The sequence below is a fragment of the Armatimonadota bacterium genome, from assembly GCA_017303935.1.
In the GTDB taxonomy this organism is placed as follows: domain Bacteria; phylum Armatimonadota; class Fimbriimonadia; order Fimbriimonadales; family Fimbriimonadaceae; genus JAFLBD01.
The window spans coordinates 623,526-644,119 of sequence record JAFLBD010000001.1; the positions used below are offsets into that span (position 1 = coordinate 623,526).

A 20,594-nucleotide genomic window follows, 5' to 3' on the forward strand; every position below is an offset into this window, starting at 1 on the left:
AAACCTGGACGTTTCTCAGGCGTCGGCGTACATGAAGAACTCGTATGGATGCGGTCGAAGGTCGATCGCGTCGCATTCGTTCTTGAGCTTGAAATCGATATAGGTCTCGATCAAGTCCGGCGTGAAAACATCACCCTTGAGCAAGTATTCATGATCATGGAGCAGGGCCTCAAGCGTTGCTCGTAGGGAACCTGGCGTCTGCGGAATGCCCTTCTTCTCCTCGGCTGGAAGCTCGTAGAGGTCCTTGTCAATCGGCTTGGCAGGCTCGATGCGGTTTTGAATTCCATCCAGCGCCGCCATCAGAATCGCCGTCATTGCCAAATAGCCGTTTGCGGTCGGATCTGGAGCGCGGAATTCGATTCGCTTAGCCTTCGGCGACTTGTTGTATGTCGGGATTCGGACACACGCAGATCGATTTCGGGATGAATAAATCAAGTTGATCGGAGCCTCATAGCCTGGCACGAGCCGTCGATATGAATTCGTCGACGGTGCGCAGAAGGCAAGCAACGATGCGGCATGCTTCAGCACTCCGCCAACCATCCATCGAGCTTCGTCCGAAAGTCCAGCGTAGCCCGCCTCGTCGTACATGATCGTCTTGCTGTTCTTCCATAGCGAGATGTGTACGTGCATTCCGCTACCGTTATCGCCAAAGAGCGGCTTCGGCATGAATGTCGCCTGCATTCCGTATTGCGCGGCCACGTTTTTGACGACGTACTTGTACTTTTGGAGCTTGTCCGCCATGCTCACGAGAGTGTCGAAACGCATGTCGATTTCGCATTGTCCTGCAGTCGCGACTTCGTGATGATGCACTTCGATTGGGACACCAATCTCGATGAGCTTGAACATCATTTCGCTTCGGATGTCTTGCAGCTTATCCACGGGAGCACAAGGGAAGTACCCGCCCTTTGGACCGATTGTCGAGCTATGCCCGCGAGTCCCGGAGTTCCAATGTCCTTCCACACTATCGATTTCAAACCCAGTGTGGTGCGGGTGATTGGAGTAGGTCAGCGAGTCAAAAATAAAGAATTCAGCCTCAGGGCCAAAAAACGCGGTGTCAGCGATACCGGTTGATTTGAGATAGGCCTCGGCCTTCTTGGCGACGTACCGTGGATCACGGCTATATCGGAGTCGGGTGATCGGATCTTCGATGTCGCACATGATGACGGCGGTTTTGTATTCGCCAAACGGGTCCACAAAAATCGACGCTGGGTCGGGCACCAGCAGCATGTCGCTTTCGTCGATGCTCTGGAATCCACGGATGCTGGACCCATCGAATCCCAATCCATCTTCAAAGATCCCTTCTCCAAAATCGGAGGCTGGAATACTGAAGTGGTGCCACATTCCAAACAGGTCCGTAAATCGGATATCGACTAGCTCGCACCCGTTCTCCTTAACAAATTTAACAGCTTCTTTTGGCGTCATTTTAGGTTCCCTCTCTTGCACTTTGTCCGACCTTCACAAACGACAAAATAGAGGCGCCCCGTTGCGCCGGATCCCGGTCTGGAAGTACTGGACTTATGGGGCAAAGCCCCAACGATGAGGACGCCTGAGCCCGACTATTCGCCGCACGATTCTTCAGGCATTTTCATATCGCTGGATCAATTCATTCCAAGAGCCGTTTTCGATGGCACTACGGATTTCGGACATCAGCCGCGAGTAGAACCAGAGGTTATGCAGTGAAGCCAGCCGCGCACCAAGCGGCTCTTTGGCTTTGAACAAATGCCGCAGGTAAGCCGCCGAAGTGTTACGTGTTGGATGAAAAACGCTGTCGGGATCGTGTGGACCATCGAATTCAGACCATTTCTGATTCATCGCGTTCACGCGGCCACGAAGCGTATACAGAGTGGCGTGGCGAGCCATACGGGTCGGAAGCACACAATCAAACAGATCAACGCCGCTGGCAACGGCGTGCAAGATGTCTTTCGGATGCCCTACGCCCATCAAATAGCGGGCTTTTTGGGCAGGAAGCAAGGGAGCAGTGAACTGCACCACCGGGTACTGCATCTCTGTGGGTTCTCCCACGCTGACCCCGCCGATCGCCATCCCAGCGAATGGAAGCTCTGAGAGAAATTGTGCGGATTCGGTGCGCAAATCTTCATGGACACCGCCTTGGACAATGCCGAAGACGGCTTGATCTGGCTTAGCTGCGGCTAGATTTCGTGGTGCCCAGAGGTGGGTTCTTCGCATTGCTGCCGCCGCCTCATCTTTCGTACAGGGATAAGGCGGACACTCGTCCAAACACATGCTGATGTCCACACCAAGCTTGCCTTGAATCGTGATCGAGTCTTCAGGGCGCATCACGATCTCGTGACCATCGAGGTGAGACTTGAACCGGACTGATTCGTCGTTGATCTCACGCATCGAGCTCAGCGACATCACTTGATAACCTCCAGAGTCGGTGAGAATAGAGCCCTCCCAATCCATGAACTTGTGCAGGCCACCCAGCCTCTGGACGAGCTCCTCTCCGGGTCGCAGGCTCAAGTGATAGGTGTTTGAGAGGATTTGTTGGAATCCCATCGCGCGAATTTCGTCAGAAGACACCGTTTTGACGGTGCCTTGAGTTCCGACGGGCATGAACGCAGGCGTTTCCACAACCCCGTGTGGCGTGTGCAGCCGTCCGCGCCGAGCTTTGGTGATCGGGCAAATCGAAAGCAGTTCGTAATGAACGCTCAGAATCGAACCCCAATTTGCAGAAGCAGCTGATTCTGGCCTTGGTTGTGACCGACGGTGCCTGCATTCGAGATGTGATACCAACGAAGACCCAGTTGGTAGGTCGCTCCAGCACGGTCAAAAATGATCCCACCACCTAATGTTGGCGTGCTATTGAGCCTCGAGTCCAGATCAAATGTGGACTCGTTGGCGAGGTGTAGTCCCCAACCGAGTTCGTAGAAGAATCCGCGCTTGCTAGGCCCGATCACTTCGTACCGAGCAAGGCCGAGACTCGCAATCGCCCATGCTTTGTCTCGGGGTCGCCGATTCCAGCCGCCGCCATAGCTAAATGACAACTGAGATTCGAATACAAGATAGAGCCTGTGACCATTGAGCGTAAGCCGCTTTTCAGGATGCGCCCACTGGATCCCCATGGTGATTCCGACTCGCTTGTCTTGCGACCCAATGATCGGCATGTTGACCATCGGTGCGATGTAGGCAGTTCTGACTTCGGAGTGCATTTCTGGTGGTTTGGAATCCAGTAATAGCATGGGAACTTCGTAAGATACCTTGTCGGAGGCGGTATCCTATAGGACTCCCGTGGCACTCAAATTACCTACAGTCGTAGTCGTAGGTCGGCCCAATGTCGGCAAAAGCACGCTCTTCAACAGAATCGTTGGAAAGCGTGTGGCCGTCGTTGAGGACCAACCTGGTGTCACCAGGGATAGACTCTACGCCGAAACAGAGTGGCGCGGCAAGCGGTTCCTCTTGGTGGATACCGGCGGAATCCTGTTCGGCGATGAAGACCCGTTGGTGGAGCAGATTCGCCTCCAAGCCGAAATTGCGCTGCAAGAAGCTGAAGTCGTGATCTTTCTTGTGGACTGCGTAGACGGCCTTTCGATGGGCGATCGCGACCTTGCCGATCGGCTACGTAGCGCGAAGTCTAAGGTTATGGTCGTGGCGAACAAGGCCGACAACCCAAGCCGAGAAGGGCTTGCGACCGAATTCTACGAACTCGGATTTGAGCGTGTTTTTCCGGTCAGTGGCCTGAGCGGTCGAGGAGTCGCCGACGTCCTCGATGAGATTGTTGAATCATTGCCAGAATCGGAGCCGAAGGAAGAGCGGGAAGAGATTCGGCTGGCCATCATCGGACGACCAAATGTCGGGAAATCAAGTTTGCTGAACGCGTTTACCGGAGAAACTCGGTCGATTGTGAGCAACATCCCCGGTACGACACGAGACGCGATTGACACTTTGATCGAGTATCAGAATGAGTCGTTCCGGTTGATCGACACGGCGGGAATTCGGCGCCGGGGCAAGATTCAAGGCACGGTCGAGTATTACATGGCTCTGCGGAGTACCCGGGCCGTGGAGCGCGCCCAATGCTCGTTGCTCGTCATCGACGGCGACGAAGGGTTAACGGACCAAGACAAGCGGGTTGCGAAGATCAGCCACGATCTCGGCCGAGCCTTGGTGATCGCTGTCAACAAGTGGGACAAGAAGGAGCCACCAGACGGGTGCCCCCGCACCAAATCGGTCGAAAAGAAGGCGATGGAAAAGCGGATTCGGGATGAACTGCCGGATTGCGACTATGCGCCGATCGTGTTTACAAGTGCAATCGAAAGTGCTGGGCTCGAGCCGGTGCTGGATGCAGTCTTGTATAGCATCGACAACTGGATGTTCCGGATTTCGACCGGCCAGCTGAACCGACTGATTCAAGAAGCAGCGTTTCGACGGCCTTACACTAGCAAGGGCCGAGCCTTGAAGATTTACTACTCGACTCAGGTGACGACGAGTCCTCCGACGTTCCTGCTGTTTGTGAACGATCCAGACACGATGCACTTTAGCTACAAGCGCTATTTGGAGAATCAGATTCGGAAGCAATACCCATTGCCTGGAACACCGATTCGAGTGTTTGTGCGAAGTAGCCATAGCAAGGACGAATAGCCCCAATTTGGGTTCAATTTACTGTTATTTGACGTAGAAATTTAGAAGAATGCAGATGCCAGAAGACATGACCAGCATTGAAACTGAACAGGCCTTTCAAGTGATTGAAGAGGTCGACGACGAACTTGGCGAATTTGACGACGACCTTTCGAGATTGTCGGAAGTAGAAGCCGAGCGAGATCAACTTCGCGAGCAATTGATGCGCTCGCTCGCCGACTTACAGAACTTTCGGAAGCGCGCTGCACAGGAGCAAGAAAGCTCCCGGCGGTACTCCAACGAGGAGTTCATGCGCAGTTTGATCCCGGTTCTGGACAACTTTGAACGGACCGTTGCTTCGCTTTCCGCAGGAGCCGACCCAGCCGCAATTTTGCAGGGCATCACGATGGTTAAAAAGCAGCTTCAATCGGTGCTTGAAAGCAACTCGATGACTCGGATTCCTGCCGTTGGTTCGCACTTTGATCCAGAGATTCACGACGCGATCGCCGTCATTGAAACTACTGAATTTGAACCTGACACTGTTGTGGATGAAATCGAACCCGGGTACACGCTGTTTGGAAGAGTACTGCGGCCAGCACGGGTCCGGATTGCAAGGGCGCCAAGCGAATGAGCCCGATCAAGTTTGGGACGGACGGCGTTCGAGGAGTCGCCAACCAAGGCATCTTGCCGGAAGACGCTTTCGCAATTGGCTTGGCAGCAGGGCGCTACATCCAAGAGCAGAAGCTTAAAAATCGCGTAGTCGTTGGTCGAGACACCCGAAAGTCCGGATCGATGCTCGGCGCCGCACTCGCGGCGGGACTCTGTTCTGCCGGAGTCGATGTCGATACTCTTGGCGTGATTCCGACCGGAGCGATCAGCACGATTACCCGGCAAAACGGCTACTCGCTGGGTTTCGTGATCTCGGCGAGTCACAATCCGGCACCAGATAACGGCATCAAAATTTTCGCTGGCAACGGAAAGAAGTTGCCCTCCGACGGCGAGAGTCGAATCGTCGCTCTGACTTCGGAACCTTTTGATGATCGGCCCCTAGGCGGGAGAGTTGGCCGAATTGAGCCCAACCCAACAGTCATCCAAGGCTATTTGCAGTTCCTAGAGAGCATCGTTCCAGAACGACTCGACGGGATGAAGATTGCGATCGACGCCGCGCATGGCGCCGGATATTTCTTTGGTGTCCAGATTTTCGAAAAGCTCGGTGCTCAGGTGATCGCCACCGGCGTGAACCCAGACGGGGTGAACATCAATGAAGAAGGCGGTGCCACGAAGCCAGAGACCATCCAGGAACTCACCAAATCTTCTGGTGCCGTGATCGGAATTGCTTATGATGGCGACGCGGACCGCGCCGTCTTCAGCGACCGCCAAGGAAGGTTGATCAACGGCGACCGTACCATGGGAATTTGGTCGAGCCATTGGCGCGCAGCCGGGCAATTTGATCCGGCGATCATCGTGGGTACGGTGATGAGCAATGGTGCGTTTGAATCGTACGTCCGGAACCACGGAGTCGAACTCCAGCGAGCGGATGTCGGCGACAAGTACGTCAGTGCGCTCATGGAAAAGCTTGGTGCGAAAGTTGGCGGCGAGCAAAGTGGTCACATCATTTTCAGCGAACGCGGCCCAACCGGCGATGGACTGGTCACCGCTTTGGAATTGGTTCGAGTCCTACGAAGAGAGGGAAGAGGCGCAGATTCGTTCGTGGATGAATTTGAGAACCACCCCCAGCTACTGATCAATTTGAAAGTCGATCGGAAGGAAGGTTGGGACACAAATTCTGCGGTCATGGCAGTGATTCAGGCCGGACAAGAACAGCTTGGCGACTCCGGACGCGTCAACGTCCGAGCCAGCGGTACGCAGCCGATCTTGCGGGTGATGGTGGAGTGCGCGGATGCAGAAAAGCGCGACCATGTCGCCTCTGAGATCGAATCAACTTTGCTCGACCAACTTGGCGGCAAGGTCTACTCGAAAGTGGACCTGACGCACGCTCTCGGCGACTAGAAATCTGCTGAAACAGAAAAGCCCGGTTCCTCGTGGTAACCGGGCTGTTTTTGTCATTGAACTCAGATTAGAATCGTTCGTCAGAGAGCATGTTCACGATGACCGGGAGAGTCATAACTTGCTGACTTCCGGTACCGGAATCGCCATTGCGTCCGCCGCGCATCCAGTCGAAAACTCTCCAGCCGAATTCGGTGATTGGCACTTGGTTCGATCGGAACTCACCGAGCACGCCACCAATCGCGTCGCTGAACAATCCGACTTCCTGACCGTTTCGCACAACGCTATAAACCGATCCATTCGGAATGGTGGCCTGAGTTTGGGCGATGGAACCCACCATCGGAGTTTCCAGGCCGAAGTATCGACCGGCAACCACTGGGCGGCTCACTTGGAAGAAAGCAAAGATCTTGCAACCCTTCGATACGAACAACTTGTAGAAGTCGCCCTTAGAGTACATCGAAGCGGAATCTGTCGAAGACTTCGCGTCGATTCCAGCCAAAAAGTCCTTACCGTCGAGGTTTGATCCTCCGCCGGAGAAGAACAAGAACACCGTGGCGCCATTGGTGACTCGTTGTGCAAATGCTTCAGCCGACGCCTTCATCTGTGCTGCGCCTGCGTTCGAGATAACGTCGATGTTCGCTTGGCCATAGCCAGCGTATTGAACCAACTTTTCTCGGAGGAACAGAACGTCTGATGCTGCGAAAGGAACTTTCATTCCCTCGACACGAGATTCAGAGTTTCCGATTAACAATGCGTACTTGTCGGCCATCACTCGGGCAGGGCCAGCGTCACCGATGGTGGTCGTTGTTGTGCCTCCGTTGGAGTTGATGACGTCGGTGTTTCCGGTCAGTTGACCCAGAGCGGCCTTATCTTCTTGCGTGAAGAACTCGCCATCAACCTTCCAATCGAACTTGCCGTTCTTGCCTTGGTACTTGGTTTCGAGTTCTTGCTGCTTGGCGACATCTCGAAGATTCGAGTAGGCCATGCTCAAGAAGTAGTAGGTTTCTCGGCTGTCTTGACCCTTCGCAACGAGCGCTTCGAACTCACCAGCGACTTGCTTCAGCAATGCGGTTTTGTCTGCATCCGAGGTGATCTCGTTTGTGAGCTTCAGTCCGCAATATGCTGCAGCGAAATTAGGTGAGTAGGGTGCGCCGTTTCGCCAAAACCGTCGCTCGGTGGCAGGTCCGGGAAGCTTGGTCGAGCCTGAGTAGTCCTCAGCCCTCAAGGAAGCTGCGCGAACAAATGCTTCGCGAGCCTCGCCCCACTTGAGGCTTTTCGCGCTCTTGAGACCCGCGTTGTATGCATCTGACCATGCTTGGCCAAATGCGACGCTTGCCGCAAGGACTGCAACTAAACTGAGTCCAATCCGTGAAAACTTCATGCTAATCTTCTTTTTTGCCCCTCAAAGATATCTATTTATTTGAATCGGTAGGTGAGTGAGAGCGAAAGATCGCTTGCTCCTCGGTCCGAGCTACCAAAATCTAGGTCGATGGCGTAGTTCGAGCCATCTGGCGCATAGCCAAAACCGAATGTGAAATGGTTGGTTTGGCTAAATCCGTCTCCGCCTTTGCCCACGTTTCGGAATCCGATCCGGATAGGCATGGTACCTCCACGGTATCGGAAAGCGTATTCCGCGCCGACTCCGAGAGCAAGCTGGTTGTTCTTTCGGTGAATGATGCCAGCTGAGCTACCTCCGAAGAAGTAATCCATTTGCGCACCGACCAACAGCGAGTCATCTTCGGTTCGAACGGAATCCATGCGGCGAGCGATGCCAGCGGAGAATTTGCCTGGAATCCGCTTGTAATAATCTTCCACTGCGGCGTCGCCAGAGAGTTCGATCGGAGTTCGCAAGCTAAAGCCGAAACTTGTGTTCGCATCTGGGTTGAACTGCAACCCCACCACAGCTCCAAGTCCGAACAGGGTGCCCGAATTCTCGAGCGGTGTCACTGGGATCTGAGTATCGTCGCCCGTGTCAGGAGTTCCGTTGCTATTGAACAGTTGATAGGTCTGGTTGTTGCGCGTGTTGTGGCTCGCCATGATCACACCCGCACCAAAGGACTGCTTAAAGTCTCCGGAGGCCTTGCCGTAGGAGATCGCGAAGAAGTCGGTCTTGGCTCGAAGCAACTCATTGTAGTTTCGATAAACCAGGTTGCCGTCGGTCAAGTTTGTGCCAGTCTTTCGATCCCGAATATAGCCGCCAACCGAATACGCCAGGCCAAGCGAAGCGTTCTTGCCCAGCGGCTTGATGTATCCAAGGTGGGTGATGACCCGCTTACCACTCGTGCCGCTCACTTCGTAGTCCGGATCAACAAAGCTATTGCTGATCTTAGTCTCAGACTCGGTCAGGTTCCGAGCGGTCATGTTGAACTGAGCTTGCGAACTGTATCCCAAGCCGGCCGGGTTGGTGATCGCAGATTGAGTGTTACTGCCACTCGCTCCGAGTGTTGAGCCAAGACCCAAGGATCGTCCGCCCGCATCAAATGCAGTCAGAAGATCAGGAATTTGGCTGTAGCCAGCGGCGCCGACAAGTAGCGCAGACGCGCAAGTGATGGTTCGCAAATTTACTCGATTCAATGGGACCTCCATGTAGTGACGTAATGATCGAAAGAATTTTATCTGAGATTTACAGTGACCTGTTGCGTTGTCGCAGGATTTCCAGCGCGGTCAATCGCGGTGACCCTCAAATAGAATTGTCGAGGAAGGACTCGGGTGTTTCGAATCCGTCCAGTCCAATTCAGATTGTTGCCGCTGTTTCGGGCGGAAATTCGTGCGACCCTGCCAATCAAAACGTTGCCTGTGGTGTACATCGAAACGTCCACAGCAAGCGGAGTCACCGATCCAGAGAACTGGTCAAGAATATCGACGGCAACTGGAATTGTTGCGCCTGGGCGGAATGCGGTCGATGTTGGCGACAGGATTTGGATCGATGGAGCCACTCGGTCGAGCGTGACATTGATCCCCTTATTCGCTGAGTTCTTCGCTTTGTCGTCTACTTTGATGTTGATCGACTGTGAACCGTCGCGTTCGATGGCAGCGGTGTCCCAGGTGACGTTGACGGTCGAAGTATTGCCGGTGTTGTTTGGAATGTCAGTTCCATTCACCTGCACGCGCCACTCTTCAATGTTGTTCTCTTGAAGACTAAGTTGAATTGGAACCAATCCGCGGACGAAAGTACCGCTCAAAGGATTGCTGTCCAAAAACTTCGGTTCGACCACGTCGATGGTGACATTGCTGATCGTGGTCACAGGGTAGCTGTTTCCGGGTTCAGTGACCGTCACAACGATCGTGTACAGACCTTCTGGAGTCGATCGGTCAAAGTTCAAATCAAGGTTGCCGGTGATCTTGTTTTCGTCGTTTGGGTCGAAGTCGCCTTGCTTGGTGAACCGGATCAACGGGTTGGCTACGTTGGTGATCGTAGCGGCCACACGGGCTTGAGCAAAGGAGTTGGTGGTGGTGAACTTAAGCTGGTTCGTTCGCCCCAAAAAGTCGCCAGTTCTCGGCGAAGTAATCTGAATAGTTCCTGCCCACGCGCCCGAGGCAAGAACGGTCGTCACACCGATCCAAAGAAATCTTTTCATATCAGCTCACTAATGCTATGCATGCATTGTCGCAGATTTTAGACGACCAATGCAGTCCTTTCGATCTCGTGGTTCTGCAAAACGACCTCAATTCTGCACAAAAAACCGCAAAGAACCAGTGGTTTTCCTCATAAAGTTGTCAGGGTGAATCTCCGAACATATGACTTAGAGGTTCATTCTATGGCTGAGAATACTGAGTTCACCACCGAACAACAAATGGTTGTCTTCACCTTGGGCGAAGAAAATTACGGCATCGACATCTTTCAAATCAACGAAATCATTCGCCTTCCTGAGGTCACTTCCATTCCGCGAACAGAGAGCCACCTGCGAGGTTTGGTGAATCTTCGAGGCAAGACAATTCCAGTGATCGACCTGAACAAACGGTTCGGTCAATACACGAAAGAAGACTGCGACGACACCCGAATCATCGTGGTCGATTCGGCAGATGGCGTGGTCGGCATTGTTGTGGACGCTGTTAGCGAGGTCATCACCCTCGATCCGGAACAGGTAGAGCCAGCACCGGCATTGGTCGCAGACCAAGACTGCCAGTTCGTTAGAGGAGTGGCGAAGACCGAACATGGATTGATCACGCTTATCGACTTGAACCTTATCCTCGCCGCTTAAGCCTCGACACCACTAGAAGAACAATTTCATGAGCTACGAACTCGATATGTCGCAATACATCGGGTTGTTCTTGCAGGAAGCGCGAGAACAACTCGAGGTGCTTGAAGCCGAGACGCTGAAGCTGGAGACGGATCCTTCCGTTGAACGTCTTCAGGTGATCTTCCGCGCCGCCCACACGCTCAAGGGCTCCGCTCGCGCGATGGGATTCACCCACATGGCTGAACTCACCCACGAGATGGAGAATGTCCTGGACAACCTGCGTAACGGCGTCATCCAGATGGAAGCTCGGATCGCGGACTCTCTATTGAGCTGCCAAGATTTCTTGGCGCAGATGATCGACTCGATCGAGGCTGGGACCGGAGACCAGGTCGAATGCGATCTGCTGGTGCGACAACTGCAAGGCTTTGTGGGCGGAACTTCAGCCCCAACCCAGACCGACTCCTCTGGCGGAGATCAGGCTGTTCAAGATACGGCTTCTGGGTTTGAGTCAAAGCTCACTGAAGAAGATATTCAACTCCTGACCGAGGCATCGGCGGATTCGAAGCTGTTCCACGCCAAGTTCCGGTTGGTGGCCGACTGCGCGATGAAATGGGTTCGAGCGTTCATGGCGATCAGTGCTGTGCAAGAAACAGGTGAACTCCTCGTCGCCAAGCCGAGCTTAGAAGCACTTGAAGAAGAACAGTTTGAACTCGAATTTGAACTCGTATTCCAAAGTACAGAACTACAAGAAAATTTAGCGAAGAAACTCTCCGAAATCAGCGAGATGGAATGGAGCCACGTCGGCCCCTGGACCGCCGCTACCGAACAATCCTCTTCTGCCCAAGCAGAAACCAAACCCCAATCCGAAGCGAGCAACGTCGTTGATGCCACGGCTGCAATTGTCGCCAAGGAAGAAACTGCTGCCGCGCCGACTGCGCCGGCAGGGCCCGTAAAGAAGCTCGAAACCGGTCAAACGGTTCGCGTCGATGTGACCCGGCTCGACAACCTGATGAACTTGGTCGGGGAATTAGTCATTGATCGAACGCGAATTGCCCAAATCGGCTCAGACCTTGGTACCAAATTTGGTGATCACCATATCGAAGCGCTCACCGAGACGGTGAGCCACATCCATCGAATCACCAGCGACCTTCAAGATCAGATCATGAAGGCGCGAATGACTCCGATCGAAACCGTTTTCAACCGTTTCCCTAGGGTCGTCCGAGATCTTGCCCAAAAGCTTGGCAAAGACGTCAAGCTCGAGATCACGGGAGGAGAGACCGAACTCGATCGAAGCGTCATTGAAGTGATCGGCGATCCGCTACTGCACATTCTTCGAAATAGTATCGATCACGGCCTCGAAATGCCTGACGAGCGCGCAAAGCGCGGAAAGCCGTCTAGTGGATCGGTTTGGCTAAGCGCAAAGCACCAAGAAAACCATATCGTCATCGAAATCGTTGATGACGGTAACGGAATTGATGTTGAGCGGGTCAAATCGAAGGCTATTCAGTCGGGCTTGCTGACTAAGGACGCAGCTGACCGCCTCACGGATAAAGAAGCACTCCAACTCATTTTCGCAAGCGGACTAAGCACCGCACAAGAAGTAAGCGAGGTCAGTGGACGTGGCGTCGGAATGGACATCGTCCGGTCCAACATCCAAAAGCTTGGCGGAATCATTGATCTCGAATCCACTCTGGGGCAAGGCACCAAATTTAGTCTGCGACTCCCGCTGACCTTGGCGATCATCCGTGGGTTGTTGGTCGAGCTCAACTCGAACGTCTATGTTGTCCCACTTGGCTCGGTCATAGAGACTTTGTTGGTCGACGAAAAGCAGATCGAACGGGTCAATGGCAGGCAAGTGATTGTTATCCGTGGACTAACAACTCCGTTCATAGACCTGAATAATGTGCTGGAGTCCGCAAAATCTCCTAACGAATCAAGGCTTGGAGGCCAAAGATATGTAGTGGTCGTAGGTTTAGCCGAGCAACGAGTCGGTCTAGCTGTCGACAAACTGATTGGTGAGCGTGAAGTCGTCATCAAATCGCTAAGCCAGTTCTGCGGAGAAATCCCTGGAATCAGCGGAGCGACCATCTTGGGAGATGGCAATGTGGCGCTAATTTTGGATGTCAACGGGCTCGTTGACAAAAATCGGAATAGTTAAGAGTTATGGCATTTCAACTTAATCCTCAGATTATCAAGGACACGCTTTCGAAGGCAACTCAAGAGTTGCCTCCGTTGCCGAACGTTCTTGTGAAAATTTTGCAATTGACGGAGTCTTCGAATAGCGGTACGGTCGGTGAAATCGAGCAATTGATTCGGTCCGACCAGGCGATTTCTTCAAAGCTGTTGCGCGTGGTCAATTCGGCCTATTTTGGCTTGAGTGGGCAAGTGGCTTCGGTGAACCAAGCTGTAGTCATGCTGGGTTACCAACAAGTCCGTAACTTGGTGCTTTCCGTGACCATGATTTCGAGCTTTAGCGCAGTGGGAACGCAGGCCAAAGACGCCCAGATGCGATGCTGGGAAATGGCCTTTGCGACAGCTTCGGCCGCTCAGTGGATTGCCCGCAAGAAGCGATTTGACGCGAAAGAAGTTGAGCTTGCTTTCGTGGGAGGATTGCTCCAAAACATCGGCTGCTTGTTCATGCTGAGCCAACTTTCGCGAAGTTATTTGAGCGTGTTGGAAGAAGCAGAGAACTCGCAGAGCAGAATTTTTGATGTCGAGAATCTTCGACTACAGACAAACCACGCTGAAGTTGGATTTGATCTGATGGTCAAGTGGAAATTGCCGGAAAACCTTTGCCTCTTGGTCAAGCGGCACGAAGACAGCTTCGATGGCGATCCAATCGACTCTCTGTATGCCGTCCATGTCGGTGAGCGAATTGCCGAACTGTTGGTTCACGGCAAGGAAGTCAGCTTCGAGGCACTCGAGCTTTCCGAACAAGTCGTCAATTGGCTCGGCTTCACTGAAGAGCAATTGCAAGAATTGTACGAAAACGCAAAGATCAAGGTCGACGCCGCAATGGAATTGATCGGAAGCCTCAAAGATTAACGAGCTAGCAATTTTCCAGGTGCCAATTCGGTTGGTACCTGGAATAAATCCTTAAAGTGGGGATTTGAACATGGCTGTAGGTAGTAGTACAGGAATTACGTTTAGCGGATTGGCGAGTGGGATCGATACTGATTCCATCGTTTCGCGGTTGATCGAACTCGAATCACAACCGATTCAGCGGATCAAGCAGCAGCAAGCGATCCTCCAGAACCGCAAATCGGCCTACGATCAGCTTCGAAATCAGATCGTCAGCTTCAATTCCACCATTGCCGCATTCAACAGTCCGCTCTCGTTTTCAGGAATGAAGACGACCAGCTCGGACACCTCTTTGGCGACAGTCACAGCGACATCTGGTGGCGACGAAGGCGTCCACGATCTCATCGTCAAGAAGCTCGCCACAGCCCATAAATTGGCTTCGAAGGCTCAAACGAATCCTACTTCAACACTGGGCTTGGCCGGGTCATTTAAGGTCAACGATGCTTCGATTTCAGTTTCAGCATCTGACACTCTCACTTCGATTGCGCAAAAAATCAATGACGCTAACGTTGATGTCACCGCTTCGATCATCAACGGCGGAACTGGCAAGGCTTATCTAAGCTTGACGAGCAAAAAGACCGGCCTTGAGAACGCGATCGAATTGCAAGATGTTGTTGGAACTACAGCTCGCGCACGCCATAACGGCGTGCTAGCAAAGCTTGGATTGATCGACGTTGCCGCGGAGACCGAAGTCGAGAACGGCGTTCACTCTAGAACATTTGCAAATCCCACCGACCCACTGGCGATGCTTGATGGCGGATTGAGCGAGATCAAGCTCGGTGTGAACGGTACTGAGTTTGCTTTTGACGCTTCTACGAAGTCCCTTAACGATATCGTGAACGACATCAACGCACAGAACATTCCCGGTGTTCTGGCGGACGTCGAAGGAAACGCAACCGATGGGTACCGACTGCGCATCGCAGGTATTCCTGATCCGACAATCACTCTCGGCGACGAGTTTGGATTTACGGCAACCACCCGATCGACAAATTACTCGGCGATCAACGACACAGTTTTGGTCAGCGCCGCAGATGCCGAATTCTCGGTAGACGGCATTAATTTCACCTCAGCAGAGAATACAAACACGTCGATCATTGGCGGCGCCACCATCAATTTTGTGAAGGCGGATCCAACCAAGTCGGTGGCGATTTCTGTGAGTAAGGACACGGACGCCTCCGTTGGATTGGTCAAGAGCTTTGTGACTGCGTACAATCGGTTGAATTCGTTCATCCGGGACAACGCTAAGTTCGACTCAGACACGTTTGAATCCGGAATTTTCTTCAGCGACAACGTGGCGAATACGGTGCTAAATCAGTTGTCGAACATGCTTTTCACGCCGGTATCTGGGTTGTCAAGCTCAATGAACAACCTGACCCAGCTTGGGATCACTTTTGACTCCAACGCAGCTTTGAAGCTGGATGAATCAGTCTTGAAATCGAAGCTCGAGTCAGACACTACGGGCACCGCAAATATTCTCCGCACATTTGGAACTTCTGCAAACAACGAACTCAAATTTGTGTCCAGTGGAAGCAAGACCAAGAGCTCATCTGGCGATGGCTACGATGTCAATATCACTCAGGTCGCCAAGAAGACTCAGTTCACTTCTTCGGTCGCGCAATCCGGACTTTCGGCTGCCGAAGAGACATTGACTTTCACAGGCACAGTTTTTGGCTCGACACCGATAAGCATCAACCTATCTGCTGGCAGTTCGGCGAGCGATACGGTATCGAGAATCAATGCGGACTCCCGTCTCAACGGCAACGTTGAGGCCGAGTTGGTGGATGGAAAGATCGTTGTTCGTAGCAAGCGATACGGTGCTGCAGCAGATTTTCTGGTCACGAGCAACCTCTCCGCAGCGAGCAACAACTCTGGAATTGGAACCTTTGGACAAGCAACTAAGATCACCGGAACAGACGTTCAAGGCACGATCAATGGTGAAGCCGCAACCGGCTCCGGGCAGTTCTTGCTCGGGAAAGCAGACAATGCGACAACCGAAGGGTTGCAAATTCAATACACGGGCACTGCAACCGGTGCGATCGGCAAATTGAAGGTCACAAAAGGCGTGGGATCGATGCTTCTCGACATCGTTGACTCGCTTACGAATACAACCAACGGACTTTTCACGACGAGCAACACTGGGCTGGATTCGCAGATCAACGAAATGACAGACCAGATCAAGTCGATGCAAACTCGAATCTCTGAGCGGACCGTCGAACTGAAGACGAAGTTCGCTGCGATGGAATCTGCGATGGCGGCGTCTCAGCAGCAGTTAGCGCGTCTGCAGCAGATGCTCAAGTAGCGCTGAACTCGCCCGTAAATACAAATCTAGCCGGACCAGCCATTTCCAATTGCTGGTCCGAAATCTTTCTGATATGAAGTGTTCCGCCTGGTAATCGGATCGATACGGTTGGGTCGAGCCGGCCGAGTTGCCATCCCACAAACGCTACTGCGCAAGCTCCTGATCCGCAGGCTAGCGTCGCACCGGCACCACGTTCCCAAGTGAGCATGGTGGCTTCAGTCGGGGAATCGATGCGCGCGAAATGGACGTTGGTGCGATGCGGGAACATCGAATGGACCTCTAGTTCAGGACCAAAAGCCAAATGTTGGTCGTGGAGTTCATCCACAAAAATGACCAGATGCGGGTTCCCAACCCATGCCGTGGAACCGTAAAACTCATTTGATCCTAAGCTAAACGATTGATCTGTTAACGAGCAGTCTTGGGTTTCAGCGACAGGCATCGGGAACAAGATGTTCGCTTGATGGTGGTGCACCCGGGTGGGATATTGATTCCCACTCATCAAGATGTTGAATTCATCTCCGGCCCCGCGCTCGTGGTACCAAATCGCAGCACATCTCAATCCGTTGCCGCACATCCCGCTCTCGGACCCATCCGGGTTGAACATCTGAAGAGAAGGAGATCGGGGATCGTCTACAACCAAAAGTCCGTCTGCACCAACCCCAGTGTGGCGGTTGCAGACGGACTTTGAAAATGCCGAAAGATCAAGGTGTTCAACTTCATTTCCTCGAACGAGGACGAAGTCGTTGCCGATGCCTTCACATTTCTCGAATGGAATCAATTTTCGTCGTGTGCTGGCTCTTCGTGATCGTCTCGGTGGTGCTGTCCGCCACCAATTGGCCGAGAGGGAACAATGCTCGTGATCGCGTGCTTGTACACGAGTTGCGTAGGTTTGCCGGGAGTATCCAGCATAACGGTGAATGCATCAAAACCGCGAACTTGACCGCGCAGTTGAACGCCACCCATCAGATAAATTGTAACACCAATGTTCTCTTTTCGAACCTGGTTCAAAAACATGTCTTGGAGATTAATTGACTTTCCCATTTGTATCCTGTTGTTTACTTGCTTATTTGATTTAGGATAGTTTCTATTGATTTCGAAATAGGCAATCCGATTTCAGAAATATCTAACCATAGAAGTTTTGGCTCTTTTCGCAGCCACGCACGTTGACGTTTTGCGTACCGGCGTGTGCTCGTAAAGATGGAGTCTGAAAGCGCTTCAAAACAGTCTGACCCACTCTCCAGAAACTCGTAAATTTCAGAATACCCAATCGCTCGAAAGGCAGGGCAACTCGGATCGAAACCTTGCGTAGAGAGCGCACGGACCTCCTCAATCCACCCGTTATTGAGCATTTCAATGAGGCGAGTTTTGATATTGTGATCCAGCGCTGAAGTGGGCACATCAAGCCCAAATTTAGTAACTTGAAACGGTGGAATTTCGAATTTGAGCGGCTTGGATTTGGACTCAGCACGCTCAAGCGCTCGTTTGACTCGGATCGGATTCAACCGGTCGACGTTGGTTCCCGGTGCGACCTGATCAAGGCGAGAAAGCGCTTCTTCTAATGACAGGGTTGCGAGTTCTTCCCGCAATCCGTCTGGCGGTGGTGGATAGAGCGCGTCGAAGCCTTCTAGGAGCGCACGAATGTAAAAACCGGTGCCGCCAACAAGCACCACGTTCTGCCGCGTTTCCCAACAATTTTCTAGAACTCGAACAGCGTCGAGCACGAATTCACCCGCGCCGTACGAATCAGCCGGATACTTGATGTCGATGAGGGCGTATCTGCTTCGTGAATCTGGCTTGTTGGTGCCGATATCCAGTCCGCGATAGACTTGAAAAGCATCCGCAGAGATCAGCTGAGCATCGAGTTGGGCAGCAAGAGATTCTGCGATGGCGCTCTTGCCAGACGCAGTCGGCCCCATAATCGCAACGAGTTTGGGGCCGGACATGGCTTACGACTTTGGCTTTGGCAACAGCTTGACGCCGTACTTCTTGCCTTCTTTCTTGGAGATGTCGATTTCGTTCTTAAAGGTCTGGGTGCCAACCTTCTTTTCGGCGGCAAACTGACCGGTGACCACCACGAGGTCATCATTCTTGACTGGCTTTGCCATGTGGTCGCGCATATAGACGCTGAGTTCCTTGTTCTCGCCCTTCAGCTTAAAGACGGTGTACTTGTTGCCGGCCTTGCTGGTCTTGGCCTTGAACTCAGAGACCGTTCCTTTGACCACAACATCTTTGCCATCGTATTTCTTAGGCTCCTTGATGACTTGACCGACGGTTAACGGAGCCGCCGCATAAGCGACCAAAACTGCGCCCAGCGCGAGAATCGAAATGAATTTTGTTTTCATATCAGTAAGTAATGAGTGAGTCGACGGTGTAGCCCAAAAGGTTCTTGCGTCCTTCCAGAAATTCAAGTTCAACCATGAACCCGATGCCACAGACGTTGCCATTCAAGCGCTCGACGAGCCGTGCGCTCGCAGCAGCAGTGCCGCCGGTCGCCAACAAGTCGTCAACGATGTAGGCTCGTTGCCCCGGGTTGATCGAGTCGGTGTGCATTTCGATAGTGTTCGTGCCGTACTCGAGCGCATATTCCTCGGTGACTCGCTCGTAGGGAAGTTTGCCCAGTTTGCGAGTCAGTACAAAGGGAAGTCCCAAACTCATTGCGATTGGCACCCCAAAAATGAATCCGCGGCTTTCGATCCCAACGATGACATCTGGTTGATGTTGACGAGCCAACGCCACCAGGCCGTCAATGGCTTCGGCAAAGGCTGCCGGGTGTTGAAGAACAGGGGTGATGTCTTTAAACATGATCCCTGGCTTCGGAAAATCGGGCACATCCCGAATCAAAGAATGCGCAAGATACTCGCTCATTTCGGGGGCATGATACCCTACGGTATGCTAGCGGCTTATGCCAAAGCACTCAATTGAGGTTGTTGGATTCGGCACATTTGAAGTCGAAGCCGGAAAGAAATTGGTGAAAGCCATCGAAGAAAATGGCGTTGACATCAGCCACCGATGCGGGGGAAATGCGCGATGCACAACTTGCAACGTGAAATTCCACTCAGACGAGCCAGAGATGGGGCAGGTGGAACACGATTCGCTCGAAGAAGACGGCGTCCTCGGTCAATTTAGGCTGAGCTGCCAGATTCGAGTGGATCGGGATATGAAGGTCGAACCGCTGACCTTATGCTCAGCAAAGGGCTGGACTCCAGGCGAGGATGTCGAAGACTGAGCTGATGGTAAACGAACAGCGGCTGGTCAAGCTTTTTAAGGACCTCGTGCTGATCAACGCGCCCGCACTCCAGGAAAAGGAGTGTTTCGACTTTGTTCGGGCGGAGTTGGAGACGATGGGTTTGGAAGTTTGGGAAGACGACGCTGGATCCCAAATCGGCGGGAATTGCAACAACTTGATTGCAGTACTTCGCGGCAACGATTCCAGCGCACCGAAAATTTTCTTTTCGGCTCACCTCGACACCGTTGAGCCGACTGCAGGACTCAAATTGGTCGAAAAAGATGGCGTCATCTATTCGGACGGCACGACGATTTTGGGCGCAGACGATAAGGCTGGCATGGCCCCGGCGATCGAGTGCATACGTCTTTTGCAACAGCACAAGCCCGCTCACGGTGATGTCTATCTCCTGTTTTCCGTTGCAGAAGAGATCGGGCTAAAGGGCGCATTCGCGCTAAAGATTGAAGATCTCGGGCTCGATTTCGGATACGTATTGGACACAGGTCCTCCAGTCGGTAGCTTCGTCAACCGCACTGCTACTCACGACAAGCTTGATATTGAGGTGATCGGCAAACCTGCGCATAGCGGCAAAGATCCAGAGAAGGGAATCAACGCCATTGTGGTCGCAGCGCACGCGATTTCAAAGATGAAAGTGGGCAGGATTAGCCCGGAAACAACTTCGAACTTGGGGATCATCGAAGGCGGCACCGCAACCAACGTGGTATGTCCATCAGTTCGTATCTGGGCAGAGGCTCGGAGCACCAATGTCGAAGAGCTTGATGTCCAAACCGCCCACATGATCGAGTGTTTTGAGCAAGCGGCCGCGCAGTTCGGGACAGTGGTCAATATCCACCACGATCGGCACTACAAAGCCTACACGGTGCCAGAAGAATCTAAGGTGATTCAAATCGCAAAGCGTGCGAGCGAGGCTCTTGGCCTAGACCCTGTGATGCGGACGACTTTGGGAGGAAGTGATGCCAATGCCTATAACGCTAAAGGTGTGCCCACCATCGTTGTCGCAACCGGTATGGACAAGATTCACACCCATCAAGAATTCGTGCCTATCAAAGACTTGGTGGAGCTGACAAAGCTCTGTTATCAGATCGTGATTGAGGCACAAAAGGCCTAGGATTGGAAATTCCAGGCGGAAATGAAATAGTATAAAGACAGTTCGGATAATCCGTTAGGCATTTGCGTGAGCGGTTGGAAACTTTAGGAAAGTAGCCAGGAT

20 protein-coding genes are annotated in these 20,594 nt (G+C 52.7%); 9 read left to right on the forward strand and 11 right to left on the reverse strand.

Annotated features, from left to right (window positions below):
* Positions 1-15: 15 nt before the first annotated feature.
* The 3 genes from glnA to J0L72_02955 form a co-directional block, all read right to left on the reverse strand.
* Positions 16-1,422: a type I glutamate--ammonia ligase gene (glnA, locus tag J0L72_02945; protein ID MBN8689731.1), complete on the reverse strand. Its 1,407-nt coding sequence runs from the start codon at positions 1,420-1,422 to the stop codon at positions 16-18.
* Positions 1,423-1,575: 153 nt separating this feature from the next.
* Positions 1,576-2,673: a tRNA guanosine(34) transglycosylase Tgt gene (tgt, locus tag J0L72_02950; protein MBN8689732.1), complete on the reverse strand. Its 1,098-nt coding sequence runs from the start codon at positions 2,671-2,673 to the stop codon at positions 1,576-1,578.
* Positions 2,670-3,200: an acyloxyacyl hydrolase gene (locus tag J0L72_02955; GenBank protein MBN8689733.1), complete on the reverse strand. Its 531-nt coding sequence runs from the start codon at positions 3,198-3,200 to the stop codon at positions 2,670-2,672. Before J0L72_02955 ends, tgt begins: the two co-directional genes overlap by 4 nt.
* 49 nt (positions 3,201-3,249) lie before the next feature.
* Here J0L72_02955 and der point away from each other — a divergent pair, with 49 nt between their 5' ends.
* From der to glmM, 3 genes are read left to right on the forward strand one after another with little or no spacing between them, the layout of a single operon-like run.
* Positions 3,250-4,596, forward strand: coding sequence for a ribosome biogenesis GTPase Der (der, locus tag J0L72_02960; GenBank protein ID MBN8689734.1), 1,347 nt, complete (start codon positions 3,250-3,252; stop codon positions 4,594-4,596).
* Between the two features lie 49 nt (positions 4,597-4,645).
* The gene (locus J0L72_02965; protein MBN8689735.1) at positions 4,646-5,203 is read left to right on the forward strand and encodes a nucleotide exchange factor GrpE; all 558 of its coding nucleotides are present in this window, start codon (positions 4,646-4,648) and stop codon (positions 5,201-5,203) included.
* Positions 5,200-6,582, forward strand: a complete 1,383-nt coding sequence (gene glmM, locus J0L72_02970) for a phosphoglucosamine mutase (protein MBN8689736.1) — start codon at positions 5,200-5,202, stop codon at positions 6,580-6,582. Before J0L72_02965 ends, glmM begins: the two co-directional genes overlap by 4 nt.
* Before the next feature lie 67 nt (positions 6,583-6,649).
* Here the strand turns inward: glmM and J0L72_02975 are convergent, their stop codons facing one another.
* The 3 genes from J0L72_02975 to J0L72_02985 are packed head-to-tail and all read right to left on the reverse strand — an operon-like array spanning position 6,650 to position 10,157.
* On the reverse strand, positions 6,650-7,960 hold the full coding sequence (locus tag J0L72_02975) for a caspase family protein (GenBank protein MBN8689737.1): 1,311 nt from the start codon (positions 7,958-7,960) through the stop codon (positions 6,650-6,652).
* A gap of 35 nt (positions 7,961-7,995) precedes the next feature.
* On the reverse strand, positions 7,996-9,138 hold the full coding sequence (locus tag J0L72_02980; GenBank protein MBN8689738.1) for a hypothetical protein: 1,143 nt from the start codon (positions 9,136-9,138) through the stop codon (positions 7,996-7,998).
* Positions 9,139-9,191: 53 nt separating this feature from the next.
* Positions 9,192-10,157, reverse strand: a complete 966-nt coding sequence (locus J0L72_02985) for a hypothetical protein (protein MBN8689739.1) — start codon at positions 10,155-10,157, stop codon at positions 9,192-9,194.
* Between the two features lie 180 nt (positions 10,158-10,337).
* Between J0L72_02985 and J0L72_02990 the strand changes: the two genes are divergently transcribed.
* The 4 genes from J0L72_02990 (at position 10,338) to fliD (ending at position 16,140) form a co-directional block, all read left to right on the forward strand.
* On the forward strand, positions 10,338-10,781 hold the full coding sequence (locus J0L72_02990; GenBank protein MBN8689740.1) for a purine-binding chemotaxis protein CheW: 444 nt from the start codon (positions 10,338-10,340) through the stop codon (positions 10,779-10,781).
* A gap of 28 nt (positions 10,782-10,809) precedes the next feature.
* Complete coding sequence (locus J0L72_02995) at positions 10,810-12,918, forward strand: chemotaxis protein CheA (protein MBN8689741.1); 2,109 nt, start codon at positions 10,810-10,812, stop codon at positions 12,916-12,918.
* 5 nt (positions 12,919-12,923) lie between these two features.
* Positions 12,924-13,805: an HDOD domain-containing protein gene (locus J0L72_03000; GenBank protein MBN8689742.1), complete on the forward strand. Its 882-nt coding sequence runs from the start codon at positions 12,924-12,926 to the stop codon at positions 13,803-13,805.
* Between the two features lie 70 nt (positions 13,806-13,875).
* Entirely contained in the window at positions 13,876-16,140 is a 2,265-nt protein-coding gene (gene fliD / locus J0L72_03005; protein ID MBN8689743.1) for a flagellar filament capping protein FliD, read from the forward strand.
* Here fliD and dapF read toward each other — a convergent pair.
* The 5 genes from dapF to J0L72_03030 are packed head-to-tail and all read right to left on the reverse strand — an operon-like array spanning position 16,133 to position 19,005.
* Positions 16,133-16,918, reverse strand: a complete 786-nt coding sequence (dapF, locus tag J0L72_03010) for a diaminopimelate epimerase (GenBank protein MBN8689744.1) — start codon at positions 16,916-16,918, stop codon at positions 16,133-16,135. The genes fliD and dapF overlap by 8 nt on opposite strands.
* Positions 16,915-17,181 carry an RNA chaperone Hfq gene (gene hfq, locus J0L72_03015; protein ID MBN8689745.1) on the reverse strand — a complete coding sequence of 89 codons (267 nt, stop codon included), beginning with the start codon at positions 17,179-17,181 and terminating at the stop codon, positions 16,915-16,917. The genes dapF and hfq overlap by 4 nt, the downstream gene beginning before the upstream one ends.
* A 14-nt stretch (positions 17,182-17,195) precedes the next feature.
* On the reverse strand, positions 17,196-18,083 hold the full coding sequence (gene miaA, locus J0L72_03020; GenBank protein ID MBN8689746.1) for a tRNA (adenosine(37)-N6)-dimethylallyltransferase MiaA: 888 nt from the start codon (positions 18,081-18,083) through the stop codon (positions 17,196-17,198).
* 3 nt (positions 18,084-18,086) lie between these two features.
* Positions 18,087-18,482, reverse strand: coding sequence for a cytochrome c maturation protein CcmE (locus J0L72_03025; protein MBN8689747.1), 396 nt, complete (start codon positions 18,480-18,482; stop codon positions 18,087-18,089).
* Position 18,483: 1 nt separating this feature from the next.
* Entirely contained in the window at positions 18,484-19,005 is a 522-nt protein-coding gene (locus J0L72_03030; protein ID MBN8689748.1) for an adenine phosphoribosyltransferase, read from the reverse strand.
* Positions 19,006-19,042: 37 nt separating this feature from the next.
* On the opposite strand from J0L72_03030, the gene J0L72_03035 reads away from it, so the two are divergent.
* Both J0L72_03035 and J0L72_03040 read left to right on the forward strand, forming a co-directional pair.
* Positions 19,043-19,366 carry a (2Fe-2S)-binding protein gene (locus J0L72_03035; protein ID MBN8689749.1) on the forward strand — a complete coding sequence of 108 codons (324 nt, stop codon included), beginning with the start codon at positions 19,043-19,045 and terminating at the stop codon, positions 19,364-19,366.
* Entirely contained in the window at positions 19,353-20,492 is a 1,140-nt protein-coding gene (locus tag J0L72_03040; GenBank protein ID MBN8689750.1) for a M20/M25/M40 family metallo-hydrolase, read from the forward strand. The genes J0L72_03035 and J0L72_03040 overlap by 14 nt, the downstream gene beginning before the upstream one ends.
* Positions 20,493-20,594: the final 102 nt, after the last annotated feature.